General features: G+C 63.9%; 11 protein-coding genes. 5 read left to right on the plus strand and 6 right to left on the minus strand.

What is annotated here, in order from left to right; genetic code table 11:
• Window positions 1-41: 41 nt before the first annotated feature.
• From RYZ20_RS04505 to RYZ20_RS04515, 3 genes are all read left to right on the plus strand, one after another.
• Complete coding sequence (locus tag RYZ20_RS04505; RefSeq protein WP_317670765.1) at window positions 42-1,325, plus strand: O-acetylhomoserine aminocarboxypropyltransferase/cysteine synthase family protein; 1,284 nt, start codon at window positions 42-44, stop codon at window positions 1,323-1,325.
• A 213-nt stretch (window positions 1,326-1,538) separates the two neighbouring features.
• Window positions 1,539-4,277 carry a hypothetical protein gene (locus RYZ20_RS04510; protein WP_317670767.1) on the plus strand — a complete coding sequence of 913 codons (2,739 nt, stop codon included), beginning with the start codon at window positions 1,539-1,541 and terminating at the stop codon, window positions 4,275-4,277.
• Window positions 4,278-4,441: 164 nt separating this feature from the next.
• Complete coding sequence (locus RYZ20_RS04515) at window positions 4,442-6,319, plus strand: monovalent cation:proton antiporter-2 (CPA2) family protein (protein WP_317670769.1); 1,878 nt, start codon at window positions 4,442-4,444, stop codon at window positions 6,317-6,319.
• Window positions 6,320-6,373: 54 nt separating this feature from the next.
• On the opposite strand, the gene RYZ20_RS04520 is transcribed toward RYZ20_RS04515, so the two are convergent.
• From RYZ20_RS04520 to RYZ20_RS04540, 5 genes are all read right to left on the minus strand, one after another.
• A complete protein-coding gene (locus tag RYZ20_RS04520; protein ID WP_317670771.1) occupies window positions 6,374-6,883 on the minus strand; it encodes a CarD family transcriptional regulator in 510 nt (169 codons plus the stop codon).
• Window positions 6,884-7,198: 315 nt separating this feature from the next.
• Window positions 7,199-7,540 carry a ferredoxin FdxA gene (gene fdxA, locus RYZ20_RS04525; protein ID WP_317670773.1) on the minus strand — a complete coding sequence of 114 codons (342 nt, stop codon included), beginning with the start codon at window positions 7,538-7,540 and terminating at the stop codon, window positions 7,199-7,201.
• 66 nt (window positions 7,541-7,606) lie between these two features.
• Window positions 7,607-7,915 (minus strand): RNA-binding S4 domain-containing protein, encoded by a 309-nt coding sequence (locus tag RYZ20_RS04530; protein ID WP_317670775.1) that lies wholly within the window; start codon window positions 7,913-7,915, stop codon window positions 7,607-7,609.
• On the minus strand, window positions 7,915-10,650 hold the full coding sequence (locus RYZ20_RS04535) for a helicase-related protein (protein ID WP_317670777.1): 2,736 nt from the start codon (window positions 10,648-10,650) through the stop codon (window positions 7,915-7,917). Before RYZ20_RS04535 ends, RYZ20_RS04530 begins: the two co-directional genes overlap by 1 nt.
• 10 nt (window positions 10,651-10,660) lie before the next feature.
• The gene (locus RYZ20_RS04540) at window positions 10,661-11,233 is read right to left on the minus strand and encodes a tetratricopeptide repeat protein (protein ID WP_317670779.1); all 573 of its coding nucleotides are present in this window, start codon (window positions 11,231-11,233) and stop codon (window positions 10,661-10,663) included.
• A 63-nt stretch (window positions 11,234-11,296) separates the two neighbouring features.
• Between RYZ20_RS04540 and RYZ20_RS04545 the strand changes: the two genes are divergently transcribed.
• Both RYZ20_RS04545 and RYZ20_RS04550 read left to right on the plus strand, forming a co-directional pair.
• Window positions 11,297-11,584: an SCP2 sterol-binding domain-containing protein gene (locus RYZ20_RS04545; protein WP_317670781.1), complete on the plus strand. Its 288-nt coding sequence runs from the start codon at window positions 11,297-11,299 to the stop codon at window positions 11,582-11,584.
• Between the two features lie 6 nt (window positions 11,585-11,590).
• A complete protein-coding gene (locus tag RYZ20_RS04550; RefSeq protein ID WP_317670783.1) occupies window positions 11,591-12,529 on the plus strand; it encodes an alpha/beta hydrolase in 939 nt (312 codons plus the stop codon).
• Here the strand turns inward: RYZ20_RS04550 and RYZ20_RS04555 are convergent.
• The gene (locus RYZ20_RS04555; protein ID WP_317670785.1) at window positions 12,526-13,251 is read right to left on the minus strand and encodes an Ntn hydrolase family protein; all 726 of its coding nucleotides are present in this window, start codon (window positions 13,249-13,251) and stop codon (window positions 12,526-12,528) included. The two genes, RYZ20_RS04550 and RYZ20_RS04555, sit on opposite strands and share 4 nt — an antisense overlap.
• Window positions 13,252-13,273: the final 22 nt, after the last annotated feature.

The following is a 13,273-nucleotide window of genomic DNA, read 5'->3' on the forward strand; positions in this document are numbered from 1 at the left end:
ACGGCTAACCTCTGCCCGAATTGACCTTACGGGAGGGCATTATGGCCGACTATTCGTTTGACACTCTGCAAATCCACGCGGGCGCCGAGCCTGATCCGGCAACCGGCGCGCGTCAGGTGCCGATCTACCAGACCACGGCCTATGTGTTCAAAGACGCGGACCACGCCGCGCGTCTGTTCAACCTCGAAGAGGTCGGCTACATCTATTCGCGCCTGACCAACCCTACGGTGGCCGCGCTCGCCAACCGGATCGCAGCGCTTGAGGGTGGCGCGGGGGCTGTGTGCTGCTCGTCGGGTCACGCAGCGCAGATCATGGCGCTGTTCCCGCTGATGGGACCGGGCAAGAATATCGTTGCGTCTACGCGCCTCTATGGCGGCACGATCACCCAGTTCAGCCAGACGATCAAACGCTTCGGCTGGTCCGCGACCTTCGTCGATTTCGACGACACCGACGCCGTGCGCGCCGCGATCAACGACGACACGCGCGCGGTCTTCTGCGAGTCGATCTCGAACCCCGGCGGCTATATCACCGACATTCCCGCGATTGCGAAAATCGCCGATGCGGCGGGCATACCGCTGATCGTGGATAACACGCTCGCCACCCCCTATCTGTGCCAGCCGATTGCCCTTGGCGCAACGCTGGTCGTGCATTCGGTTACCAAATACCTGACCGGCAACGGCACGGTGACGGGCGGCGTTGTGGTCGACAGCGGCAAGTTCGACTGGTCGGCCTCGGACAAGTTCCCCTCGCTCTCCGCACCCGAGCCGGCCTATCACGGCCTGAAATTCCATGAGGCGCTTGGGCCGATGGCATTCACCTTCCACTCGATCGCCATTGGCCTGCGCGATCTTGGCATGACGATGAACCCGCAAGGCGCGCATTACTCGCTGATGGGGATCGAGACGCTCAGCCTGCGGATGGACAAGCACATCGCCAATGCGAAAGCCGTGGCCGAGTGGCTGGAAAACGACCCGCGGATTGATTTTGTGACCTACGCCGGCCTTGAAAGCTCGCCGTGGAACGGGCGCGTGGCAAGTGTTTGCCCGAAAGGCGCGGGTGCGCTCTTCACCGTTGCGGTGAAGGGCGGCTATGACGCTTGCGTCAAGCTGGTGAACAACCTCAAGCTCTTTAGCCATGTCGCGAACCTTGGCGACGCACGCTCGCTGATTATCCATTCGGCCTCGACCACGCACCGCCAGCTGACCGAGGCGCAGCAGGTCGCCGCAGGGGCCGCGCCGAACGTCGTGCGCCTCTCGATCGGGATCGAGAATGCCGCCGATCTGATTGCCGATCTCGATCAGGCACTGACCGCCGCAACCGCCTGATCCGACGCATAAAACTCCGAAAGGCCGCGCAACACCCCTGCGCGGCCTTTTCTTTTGGCGGGCGCCCCCCCCCCGAATACGGGCGAAAACCCGCCCTTCGGGCCAAAAGTGAACGCGTGCCCCTCCCGCTTTGGCTTTTCACAAGGCGCAAACTGCTTTACCAAGTCACAAACGTAACTTTTCCGCGCAAAGCGGCTAGTGCCAGGCCCGAGTATGAAACCAGATTTTGCCCTTAACCTGTCGCATGATGGCATCGGATTGCTTCAGCGGATGGGGGACGGCTGGCTTGTGCTTGAGGAACTCTCGCTGGATGCGCCCGACCTGCCCGAGCAACTGGCGGCCATGCGCGCCCGCGCCGAAGGGTTGGCACCGCAAGGGTTGATGACCAAGCTGGTAATCCCCGCCTCGCAAATCCTGTATACCCGCGTCAACGCCTCTGGCCCCAGCCCCGCCGCGCGGCGCAAGCAGATCGCAACGGCCCTTGAGGGCATGACCCCCTATCCGGTCGCGGATCTGGTCTTCGATTGGAGCGGAACCGGACCCGAGGTCGCCGTCGCCGTCGTCGCACGCGAGACCCTGTCCGAGGCCGAGACTTTCGCCCAGACTTATGGTTTTGCGCCGGTCGCCTTTTGCGCCATTCCTGACGAGCGCGATTTCCCCGCCGAGGTCTGGTTCGGCCTGGCCTCTGGTGCGGCGGCCCTGTTGCCCGAGGGCGAGCGCATCCTGCGCGACACCCAAATCATGCGCATTCTGAGCGCCGAAGATGTCCCGCCCCCTGCCGCACCCGAGGTTGAGGATGCTCTGCCGGAAGAAGCCGCGCCCGTCGAGGAGCCTCCCGTCGAGGTAGCGCCCCCCGAACCGCAGGCGGAGCCTCGGCCTGCGCCCGAAGACCTTGCGCCTGTGCTGCATGAGCCGCCGGTCGAGGAGCAGGAGCCTGAACCTGCGCTGGACGCACCGCTGACCGAGGCTCCCTCCCCCGAGACGCAGCCCGACGAACCGCCTCATACGGAAGAACCGCCCGCGCCCGCCGGGGCAACGCCGGAACCAGAAGGTCCGGATGCGGCCCCGACCGAGACCCCCGCCCCAGCGACAGAAGAGGCGCAGCCATCGCCCGAACCGCCCCCCGCCGACGCAGCAACGCCCGCCCCCGCAAAGGACACCCCGGACGGCGAACCGGCGCCCGTCGAGGCCGCACCGGCGAGCACAGAACAAGCCGCCTTCGATGTCGGCTTGAGCGCGGTGAGTGCCAAGATCGAAACGCCGGAACCTCCGGCCCCTGCCCCCCGCCTTGGCGGCGTCAAGCGCGCGACGGACAAGGCAGCCTCTCCCGCTGCGACCAAACAGAAAACCGCGGCCAAAGACGCGATTTCCTTGGCCAAAGCCACGAGCGTCGGGCTGGAAAAAGCAAGCAAGACCGCGCGCAAACTGGGCAAGACGGCGGGCACTGCAGGCGGCGCTGCACTGCAGGCGGCCTCGGCCCGGCTCAAATCCGCGCAGGCCAAGCCCGAAGCCCTGCCCGCTACGCCTGCGGCGGAACCGCCCGCAGTGACAGTTTTCGGCGCGCCCAAAAGCCGGATCGGCGGCAAGCCCAAACATCTGGGGCTGGCACTGGTCGGCGGGTTGGCCGCTATGCTGGTGCTGGTCGGTGTCTGGGCGAGCTTCCTTGAAGCCCCGACCGAGCCAGCCGCCGTAGAGGAGCAGATCGCAGCGGCCACACCGGCACCGCAGGAAGAGGCGCCCGCGCCGGAAGCCGCTCCCGAAGCGGCAGAGGTGATCGAACCAGAGGTGATCGAGCCGGAGCCGGAGGTCGCGCCCGCACCGGAACCTGCCACGGAACCTGCCACGGAGCCTGCCGTCGAGCTGGCGACCCCGGAACCTGCGCCGCAGCCCGCGCCGTTGCCCGCGCTGCCACCGAACACGCTGCCGCCGCTGAGTGTGGCCATTGCAGAAATTGCGCCAGCCCCCGAGCCACAGCCTGAACCGGCGCCCGCGATCGACCCCACGCCCGAAGGCACGCTCTCGCCCGAGGGGTTCACCCTTTTTGCCGGTCGCCCCGATCTCGTGCCCGGACCGCGCCCTGCGGCGGTGCTGGCGGCCTATTCGGCAGCGAATGCCCCCTATGCCGATCCGGCGCTCAAGGGCTTCCGCCCGCGCCCGCGTCCGGCCTCGGTCACAAACGCCTTCGAGGCAAGCCGGCAAGCCCCCGCTGCGGTCGAGCCTGCCGCCCCCGAAGCGCTGCCCGAGGAGGATCACACCGCGCTGCCCTATGCCGATCCGGCCCTTGCGGGCGCGCGGCCCAAGGCCCGACCCGCCTCGGTTCTGGAGGCCGCGCGGCTGGCCCTGACGCCGCCTCCGGTCGCGAACCCCGCCGCCGCACGGCTGGCCTCTATCCGCCCGCGCGCGCGTCCGGCCTCCATCTTGTCCGCAGCCAGTGACGCGCAGGCCCAAGCCGCCGCCGACGCCGCTGCGGCAGCCTTGGCCACCCGCACAGATCCGTTCGAAGGCGCAACGCGGCTGGCTGTCACCGTCTCGCGCAGGCCACCTTCCAAACCCTCGAACATCGCGGCCATTGCGGCAAATGCCCGCCGCATTGAGACAGCCGCGGCAAAACCCGGCAGACCCGAACCGACGGTCGTCTCTGCCCCTGCCCAAGACGACGAGATCGACGAACCCGAACCCACCGCTGCCGCACCGAAAATTCCGACCAGCGCCTCGGTCGCAAAACAGGCAACCGTGCGCAATGGCATTGATTTGGGCGAGATGAACCTGATCGGCCTTTTCGGCTCGTCGAAAAGCCGCCGCGCGCTGATCCGTATGCCGAACGGCAAATTCGTCAAAGTCGGCGTCGGAGACCGTCTGGATGGCGGCAAGGTCACCGCCATCGGGACAGACACGATCAGCTACACCAAGAAATCGCGCAATTACACGCTCAAGCTGCTCAAAGGCAGCTAGGCTTTTCACGTCCTGTAACAGCTTCGAAATACAAGGCGTTTACCCTTGCGCCTGCCTATGAGTGCGTTACCCTTGCATAACTCCCCGGACCCGAGGCCAAAGCCTTTTCCGGCCTGACGGCCCGGAAGGGGCGGTCTATTTCGGAAAGGACTTTTTGCGACCCTATGGAAAGCTTCCTGCTTCAGGCTACGCTCTATCTGTTTGCAATGGTGATCGCCGTGCCGCTGGCCTCGCGCGCGGGGCTTGGCTCGGTTCTGGGCTATCTGATCGCGGGCATCCTGATCGGGCCGGTGCTCGGGCTGGTCGGATCGGAGATGAGCGATCTGCAACATTTCGCGGAATTCGGCGTTGTGATGATGCTGTTCCTGATCGGGCTGGAGATGGAGCCGCGCGCGCTTTGGGCGATGCGCGACAAGTTGGTCGGGCTTGGCGGGTTGCAGGTGGTGCTGACGCTTGGCGCGGTGGCGGGGATCGCGGCCTGGCTCGGCCAGCCGATCGAGATTGCGATTGCCTTGGGGATGATCTTTGCGCTGTCATCAACGGCTATCGTGCTGCAAACGCTGAACGAAAAGCGGCTGATGCAGACCGCAGGCGGGCGCGCGGCGTTTTCGGTGCTGCTGATGCAGGACATCGCAGTGATCCCGATGCTGGCACTGATGCCGCTTCTGGCGCGCCCCGGAGCGCGCGCGATTGCCGAGGCGCAAAACAGCCCCGACCACCCTGTCGCGCATTTCATTCAGGCGCTGCCGGGCTGGCAAGTGACGCTTGTGACCCTTGGCGCGGTCGCCTTTACCGTGGTCGCGGGGCACTATCTGGTGCGCCCTCTGTTTCGCTTTGTCCACGGCGCGCGCCTGCGCGAGATCAACACGGCGATGGCGCTGATGATCGTCGTGGGTATTGCCTCGCTGATGTATCTGGTGGGCCTCTCACCCGCGCTTGGCACGTTTCTGGCGGGCGTCGTTCTGGCCGATAGCGAGTTCAAGCACGAGCTGGAATCAGACATCGAGCCGTTCAAGGGGCTTCTGATGGGTCTCTTTTTCATCACCGTCGGCGCGGGGATCAATTTCGCGCTGATCTGGCGCCAACCGCTTGAGATTTTCGCGCTGGTGGCGGGGCTGGTTCTGCTGAAGGCGGGCATTTTGGCGGGGCTTGGGCGCGCCTTCCGGGTGCGCGGCAAGGACCGCTCGCTTTTCACGCTGGGGCTGGCGCAGGCGGGCGAGTTTGGTTTTGTGCTGATCTCATTCGCCGTCGCGCAGCGCATCCTGCCGCATCTGGTCGCGGAAAAGGCGCTGGTGGTGATCGCGCTCTCGATGCTGATCACGCCGCTTCTGTTCATCCTGCACGACTGGCTGGTCAAGCTGCTGGTCTCGGAAGGCGGCCCGAAGGCGGATCTGATCGACGAACAAGGCCCGATCATCATCGCGGGCGTGGGGCGTTTCGGGCAGGTGGTGAACCGGCTTGTGACCATGTCGGGCTATCGCACGGTGGTTCTGGACGCGGATCTGCGCACGATCCAGTTGATGCGCACCTTCGGCTTCAAGGGTTATTTCGGAGACCCGACGCGGCCTGACCTGCTGGCGGCTGCAGGGCTGGCGAAGGCGCGGGTTCTGGTGGTGGCGCTGGACGACAAGAACGCCACGACGCGGCTGGTCGCCTATGCCCGCCGGATGCGGCCCGATCTGCACATCATCGCGCGCGCGCGCGACCGTATTCATGTGTTCGATCTGTATCGCGCTGGCGCCAATGACATCGTGCGCGAGATGTTCGACTCCTCGCTGCGCGCTGGCCGCTATGTTCTGGAAAACGTCGGCCTGTCCGAGTTCGAAGCATCCGAGCTGGAAAAGATCTTCTTCAAGCTGGACCGCGCGGCGGTGCGCGATCTGGCAAAGGTCTGGAAACCCGGCGTGCCGATTGAGCAGAACCCCGAATATATCGCCCGCACGCGCGAGCTGAACACCGAGCTTGAGACCGAGATGATGCAGCGCTTTGCCAAGCGGACCGACAGCGCAGGCGACGCCCCTGCCCCCGAGGCCGACAGCTGAAACGCAAAACGCAGGACAAAAGCCCTGCGTTTCACGAATGGTATCAGGTTTGCCTTACGCGGCGCGGCTGACCAGAACGTCATCAACCTTTTTCGCGGCACCGGCTTCGTCCGTGCCCGAAACAGCCGCAACCTCGCGGGTCAGGCGCTCGAGTGCGGCTTCGTAAAGCTGACGCTCGGAATAGGATTGCTCGCGCTGGTCGTCGTTGCGATGCAGGTCGCGCACGACCTCGGCAATCGACAAGAGGTCGCCCGAGTTGATTTTTTGCTCGTATTCCTGCGCTCGGCGCGACCACATGGCGCGCTTGACCTTGGCCTTACCCTTAAGGGTTTCCAGCGCCTTGGTCACGATGTCGGGCGAGGACAGCCCGCGCATCCCGATCTCGGTCGCCTTGTGGGTCGGCACGCGCAGCGTCATCTTGTCTTTTTCGAAGGAGATCACGAACAGCTCAAGTTTAAGCCCGGCAATTTCCTGTTCCTCGATCGAAACGATCTTACCAACGCCATGGGCCGGATAGACAACAAATTCATTGGGACGAAACTCGGGTTTCTTGGTCTTGGTCATGCAGTCGCTTCCTTGCAGATGACCCCGTTTTCCTGTTTCGACAGCGCAAAAGACGCCCACGGAACACTTGGTTCCGAGATAACGCCCAGACACTGGTGAAACCTTCCCTGCTGTCACAAACAGGAAAGCCGGATTCGAGATCCATTATGTAACAAGAAGGTATCACAAAACCGCCCGAAAACAAAGCAACTCGACGCGAGATCCCCCGCATCCCCAGAGTTTTCAGAGGCTTAGCGCCATTTCATCGACCCGGCAGGTTGCCTTTTAACCGGAAAACAGGCGCGAATCGCTTCGCGCCCGCAGAATCACCGATTCTTATTCGTCGCCCGCGCCCGGCTTTTCGGAGAAATACTTCTCCAGTTTACCCTCTTCGCCGTCACGCTCTTCATAGCCCGGCATCGGGTCTTTCTTCTGCGTGATAACCGGCCAGAGATCGGCGTATTTGCGGTTGAACTCGACCCATGTTTCCATGCCCGGTTCGGTATCGGGGCGGATCGCATCGGCAGGGCACTCGGGCTCGCACACGCCGCAGTCGATACATTCATCAGGATGGATCACCAGCGTGTTTTCGCCCTCATAGAAGCAATCGACCGGACATACCTCGACGCAGTCGGTGTATTTGCAGGCGATGCAGTTATCAGTGACGACATAGGTCATGGGGACCCCCGAAGAAATATGAGTTTGCGCGATACCTAACGAGCCTTGCAGGATCAATCAAGCGGTTCAAGGCGTGATTTTACCCTCTGCGGCGATCTGGCCCTGCGCGTCGAGATCAAGATAGAGGGTTTGCGCCTCGGGCGCGGGGCCGCGGCGCGCCCCGCAGGCCAGAATCCGCAAGACCCGGACCTGCCCTCCGATCGCGAGCGTCAGCACATCGCCCTCGCCCACCGCGCGCCCCGGCTTGTCGATACGCTGCCCGTTCAAACGCAACTTGCCGCCCTGCACAAGCCGGGCGGCAAGGGGGCGCGTCTTGACCAGACGCGCGTGCCAGAGCCATTTGTCGATGCGGATACGCTCGTCCGCGTGGGTCATTACTTGCCTTTGAGGGCTGCAAGAACCGCGAACGGGTTATCGGGGTCGATCGGCTTTTCCTTCTTGGGCGGACGGGCCTCGTAACGCTGCTCGGGCTTGCCACCCTTGGCGAATTTCTTGCCCTTCGGCTTGCCGCCACCACCTTTGCGCTGCTCGGGCTTGCCCCCCTCGCGGCGCGGGCCGCGCTGCTGATTGCCACGCGGGCGCGGTGCCCAGGTGAAGGTGTAGAAGACTTCCAGCTCGGCGGCTGCGGCCTCGGCAGGCGCTTCCTCGGCAGGGGTTTCCGCAACTTCGGCCACGACTTCGGCGGCGTCCCCCTCGGGGGCAGCCACTTCCGCGACCGGCTTTTGCTTCTCGCGCTCGCCCTTTTCGGCAGCATAGCCAAGACCCTGCATCAGATCAGCGAACTGCTCCAGCGTCATGCCCGTGATCGAGAGCATGTCGGGGTTCGCTTCGAACCCGCCGCGCGAATCCTGACCGCGCAGCAGATCAGCCAGACGCTCCAGCATGTCGATGCGGATCGCGCGCGCGCCAGCGGGGCGATAGCCCGACTGCGCATAGGTCGCGGCCGGAATCCCCTCGACGTTCGGGATCGTCACAAGACCCGGAGGAGGGCTTTCGGGGAACTCGTCCAGCCCGTCCCACAGCGAGGCCAGAACCAGACGCAGGCGCGTCGGCGCGGGCTTCAGAAGCGCGGGCATGAAGATCGTGTATTGGCCAAAGCGCACGCCATGCTTGCGCAGCGCGCCGCGCATGTCCTGATCCAGCTCTTTCACCTCGGCTGCGACCTGCTCGCGCGGGATGATGCCGAAACCTTCGCTCAGACGGAAGGCAAAGCCGCGGGCCAGACCGGCCAGCGCCTCGTCACGGCTCATCGCGAGCATGGGTTCAAACAGGGCCGCGACCTTGCGGTCGATGAAATGCTGCAAGCGGCGCGCGACCTTTTCGGCCACATCAGAGCCAGCCTCTTCGTCGACAAAGGCCACGACCGTCGGGCGCAACGCCTCGCCGCCCTTGACCAGCTTGCCGATCGCAATCTCGCCCCACATCAGGCCGCCTTGCTCGGTGAAATCAAGCTCGGTATCGGGCGCGTTATAAAAACGGTCCGCGCGCAGATGAAACTCGGGGCGCAGCGCCTCATAGGCGGCGCGCGCGAGCATCTTTGCCTCGTCGGGTGAACTGGTCCCGTCCGTCACAAAGCGGAACCCATCCAGACGGCCAGCGAATTCGCCTTCAACCGTCACTTCTCCTTTGTCGTTCACCTCGGCCACGAGGGTCTCCTTCTGCTTGAGCCGGCGCAGCAGAACGCTGGTGCGCCGGTCCACAAATCGTTGGGTCAGCGCGCTATGAAGCGCATCCGACAGTCGGTCTTCTACAGCGCGGGTTTCCTCGCGCCAATGGGTTTCATCGTCAACCCAGCCTTTCCGCTGCGCAACATACGTCCAAGTGCGGATAAAGGCGAGCCGTTTAGAGAGCGCATCAATATCGCCGTGCGTTTTGTCGATCCGCGCGATTTGCCCCGCCAGCCATTCGGACGGCACGCCTTTGCCGGTTTGCAGGAACCCGAAGATCCGCTGCAACAGCGTCGCGTGCTCCATCTCCGAGATCGAGCGGAAATCGGGGATGCGGCAGACGTCCCACAAAAGGCGCACATCGTTGGGATGGGTCACGCGGTCGGCAACCTCGGGGATCGCGGCTAGCGCCTTGAGCGCGCGCAGGTCGTCGGCCTCGCGCCCGCGGGTCAGCCATTCGTCCTGCGGCGATTCCTCAAGCGTATGGATCAGCCGTTGCGTGGTGGCAAATTCAAGGCGCGGGTTGCGCCATTGCAAGCGCTGGATCGGCGCGAAACGGTGGTTTTCAAGCGCGTCTACCAGCTCGGGGTCGAGCGGGCGCACTTCGCCCGTAACACCAAAGGTGCCGTCGTTCAGGTGCCGCCCCGCGCGGCCCGCGATCTGCCCCATCTCATGCGGAAACAGGGGCCGCATCCGGCGCCCGTCGAACTTGGACACCGCCGAAAAGGCGACATGCCCGATGTCAAGGTTCAGCCCCATCCCGATGGCATCGGTCGCAACCAGATGATCCACGTCACCGTTTTGATACATCTCGACCTGAGCGTTGCGCGTTCGCGGGCTCAGCGCCCCCATCACCACCGCACAGCCGCCCTTCTGGCGGCGCAAAAGTTCCGCCATTGCATAGACATTATCAACCGAAAACCCGACGATAGCCGAGCGCGGAGGCATCCGGCTTGTCTTTTTCGAACCTGCGTAGGTCAGATTGGAAAACCGCTCGCGGCGGGTGAACTGCACCTTGGGCACCAAGGCGGCAATCGCCGGACGCATGGTTTCCGACCCAAGCAGCAGCGTCTCATGCAGGCCGCGCGCCTTTAGCAGACGATCGGTAAACACATGCCCGCGCTCGGGATCGGCACAAAGCTGGACCTCGTCAATCGCCACGAAATCCGCGCCAAGCCCGTCGGGCATCGCCTCGGTCGTGCAGACCCAATATTGCGCGCGTTCGGGGACGATGCGCTCCTCGCCGGTCACAAGCGCCACCACGGACGGCCCGCGTTTGGCGACGATCCGGTCATAGACCTCGCGCGCCAAGAGACGCAGCGGCAGGCCGATAACGCCCGTGCGATGCGCCAGCATCCGCTCGATCGCGTAATGGGTCTTGCCGGTGTTGGTCGGCCCCAGAACGGCCGTAACGCGCCCTTGCGTCATGCTGGCTTGCCTCATTCGATGCCTGTTAAAGCGCGGTTCCCTCAAGCTCGGCCTGAAGGCGCTCAATCGCGTCTTTCACATCCTGCTGGTGCGGGTTCAAGGCAAAAGACGCCCGAAACGCCGAAAGCGCGCGCGAGGCATCGCCCATTTCATCCAGAATCATCCCCAGCCCCGCCAGCGCCCCCCAGTGACGCGGTTCAAGCTGCAAGACGCGTGCAATATCGGCCATCGAGGGACCGTAAAGCCCCGCCACGAAATAAGCCGTCGCGCGCGCATTCCAGCCCTCGGCAAAATCGGGCGCATGGTCGGTCAGCGCGGTCAGATGGTCAATCGCGCCCGCGACATCGCCCTCATCCAGCGCGGTCTGCCCGCGTTTGAGCAGCACATCCATCGCCGCAGACCCCGACCGCGACCAGGCCCGCTCGATGTCGGATTCGGCCCGCTCCCAGCCTTCGAACGCCGGATCGGCCAGTTCCTCGAAATAGCGCTCCAGCCCCACCGTTTCCGCCCGCACACCGGAAGTGAACGCCACGGCACCCAGCCAAAGCGCGCAAAGTGCCGTCACGGCATATTTGTGTGTGGTCAGTCGCTCGCACATAACTAAACTGTAACGTATATGTCGGAGAAATCGAGTGTCCGGCCATCACAATCGGAGGAATTCATGAGTGACGTGATCGAGAAAGCCATTGCCGCGCTGGCTGTGAAGCTGCCCAACGGGTTTTCGGCAACCGCCAAGTTTGAAATCGAGGGCGAAGGCTCGATCATCGTGGATGAAAACGGGGTGCGCGCGGGCGACGACGAGGCCGATGTGACGCTGACTGCCTCGGCCGAGACGTTTCAGGGTATGATCGAGGGCGATGTGAACCCGACGGCAGCCTTCATGACCGGCAAGCTCAAGGTCGATGGCGCGATGGGGCTTGCGATGCAGCTCGGGGCTGCGCTGGCCTGATCTGCCATGCTGCCTGCCCCCTTTCATAGCGAGCTATGTGGCCACGCAAAGGGCGGCAAGGCATTCTGGCTGCGCAGCGAGGACAATGTCAAGCTGCGCCTCACCCTCTGGCCGGGCCTCGACGCAAGTCGGGGCACGGTTTTTCTGTTTCCCGGGCGTGGCGAATATGCCGAGAAATACACCGGGATCGCAGGCTGGCTGAATGCGGGCAACTATGCGGCGCTATGTCTCGACTGGCGCGGTCAGGGGCTGTCCGATCGCCTGCTGGACGACCCCGAGAAGGGCTATATCGACAGCTACGCCGACTATCAGACCGATCTCGACACCATGCTGGCCGCGGCGGCGGAAATGCGCCTGCCGAAACCGTGGTTCATTCTGGGGCACTCGATGGGGGCTTGCATCGCATTGCGCCGCCTGACGCGCGATCACCCCTTTATCGCCTGCGCCTTTGGCGCGCCGATGTGGCAAATCGGGGTGCCGCGCTGGCTCCGCCCGTTCGCCCCTGCGGGCGCACGCCTGGTGCGGGGCACAAAATTCGCGCAAGGTTACATGCCCAATCAGGGGCCGCAGCCCTATGTCCTGACCCACCCGTTTATCGGGAACGAGCTGACCAGCTCGGCCGCCGACTGGGCGGATATGATGATGGCGCGCGTGCGCTGTCCGCAGCTGACAATCGCGGGCGCCACTATCCAGTGGGTGGCGGCGGGCGAGATTGAGACCAAAGCCCTGCAAAAGCTCCCCTCCCCCGATTTGCCCTGTTATGTCGGCCTTGGCGGGAACGAGCGGATCATCCACACCGGCGCGGTCCATGCGCGCATGGCACGCTGGCCCAATGGCACGCTTGAGGTGATCCCGGGGGGCGAGCACGAGCTGATGGCCGAACGCACTCCGATCAGGGCGCGCTTTCTGGCAGGGGTAGCCGCCCTTTTCGACGCGGCCGCCTAAAGCTCGATCTGGCCGAACCCGTCGCGCAGCGCCTTGGACCAGGCCTCGGACATGCGGGCAAAATCGGGGTCTTTCGGCTCGATCCGGCGCCGTTCTGTGACCCGCAGCGCATCGCGGCGGATGATCGCCAGATCCAGCGGCATACCGACTGACAGGTTCGAGCGCAGCGTCGAATCCATCGACAAAAGAACCGCCTTTTGCGCGTCTTCGAGCGAAGTATCGGTCGTCACAACGCGGTCCAGAATCGGTTTTCCGTATTTGTGCTCGCCGATCTGGAGATAGGGGGTATCCTCGGTCGCCTCGATGAAATTACCCTCGGAATAGACGAGGAACATCCGCATATCGCCCGTCGCCCGCTGACCCGCCACGATCATCGTGGCCGAGGTCGGCACCGTGCCCGCAGTCATTTTAGCGTCAATACCAGTGCGCACAGATGCCAGCGTATTTCCAATGATTTCGCACACTTGCAGCATCGTCGGCGCCAGCAGGATCGAGGTTTCAGGCGTCGCGTTCTCATCCTCGATCGCGTCGCGTATCCGCGCCAGCGTGGTCTGTGTGACAGACAACGACCCCGCCGTCAGGATCGTGATGACGCGTTCGCCCGGACGCTCAAAACTGAACATCTTGCGATAGGTGGCGATATTGTCGAGCCCGCCATTGGTGCGGGTGTCCGACAGAAGAACGATCCCCTGCTTGAGCAGAAGTCCGACACAGTAGGTCATCGAAGCCTCATTCGACGCGAAA

It is taken from the genome of Pseudothioclava alba (assembly GCF_033100795.1).
Taxonomy (GTDB): Bacteria; Pseudomonadota; Alphaproteobacteria; order Rhodobacterales; family Rhodobacteraceae; genus Pseudothioclava.

What these genes read in the sequence shown, in the direction of transcription:
- RYZ20_RS04550 (WP_317670783.1), top strand. Translation starts at nt 11,591, where the DNA reads ATGCTGCCTGCCCCCTTTCATAGCGAGCTATGTGGCCACGCAAAGGGC.
- RYZ20_RS04545 (WP_317670781.1), top strand. Translation starts at nt 11,297, where the DNA reads ATGAGTGACGTGATCGAGAAAGCCATTGCCGCGCTGGCTGTGAAGCTG.
- RYZ20_RS04530 (WP_317670775.1), bottom strand. Translation starts at nt 7,915, where the DNA reads ATGACCCACGCGGACGAGCGTATCCGCATCGACAAATGGCTCTGGCAC.
- RYZ20_RS04535 (WP_317670777.1), bottom strand. Translation starts at nt 10,650, where the DNA reads ATGAGGCAAGCCAGCATGACGCAAGGGCGCGTTACGGCCGTTCTGGGG.
- RYZ20_RS04540 (WP_317670779.1), bottom strand. Translation starts at nt 11,233, where the DNA reads ATGTGCGAGCGACTGACCACACACAAATATGCCGTGACGGCACTTTGC.
- RYZ20_RS04505 (WP_317670765.1), top strand. Translation starts at nt 42, where the DNA reads ATGGCCGACTATTCGTTTGACACTCTGCAAATCCACGCGGGCGCCGAG.
- RYZ20_RS04555 (WP_317670785.1), bottom strand. Translation starts at nt 13,251, where the DNA reads ATGACCTACTGTGTCGGACTTCTGCTCAAGCAGGGGATCGTTCTTCTG.
- fdxA (WP_317670773.1), bottom strand. Translation starts at nt 7,540, where the DNA reads ATGACCTATGTCGTCACTGATAACTGCATCGCCTGCAAATACACCGAC.
- RYZ20_RS04515 (WP_317670769.1), top strand. Translation starts at nt 4,442, where the DNA reads ATGGAAAGCTTCCTGCTTCAGGCTACGCTCTATCTGTTTGCAATGGTG.
- RYZ20_RS04510 (WP_317670767.1), top strand. Translation starts at nt 1,539, where the DNA reads ATGAAACCAGATTTTGCCCTTAACCTGTCGCATGATGGCATCGGATTG.
- RYZ20_RS04520 (WP_317670771.1), bottom strand. Translation starts at nt 6,883, where the DNA reads ATGACCAAGACCAAGAAACCCGAGTTTCGTCCCAATGAATTTGTTGTC.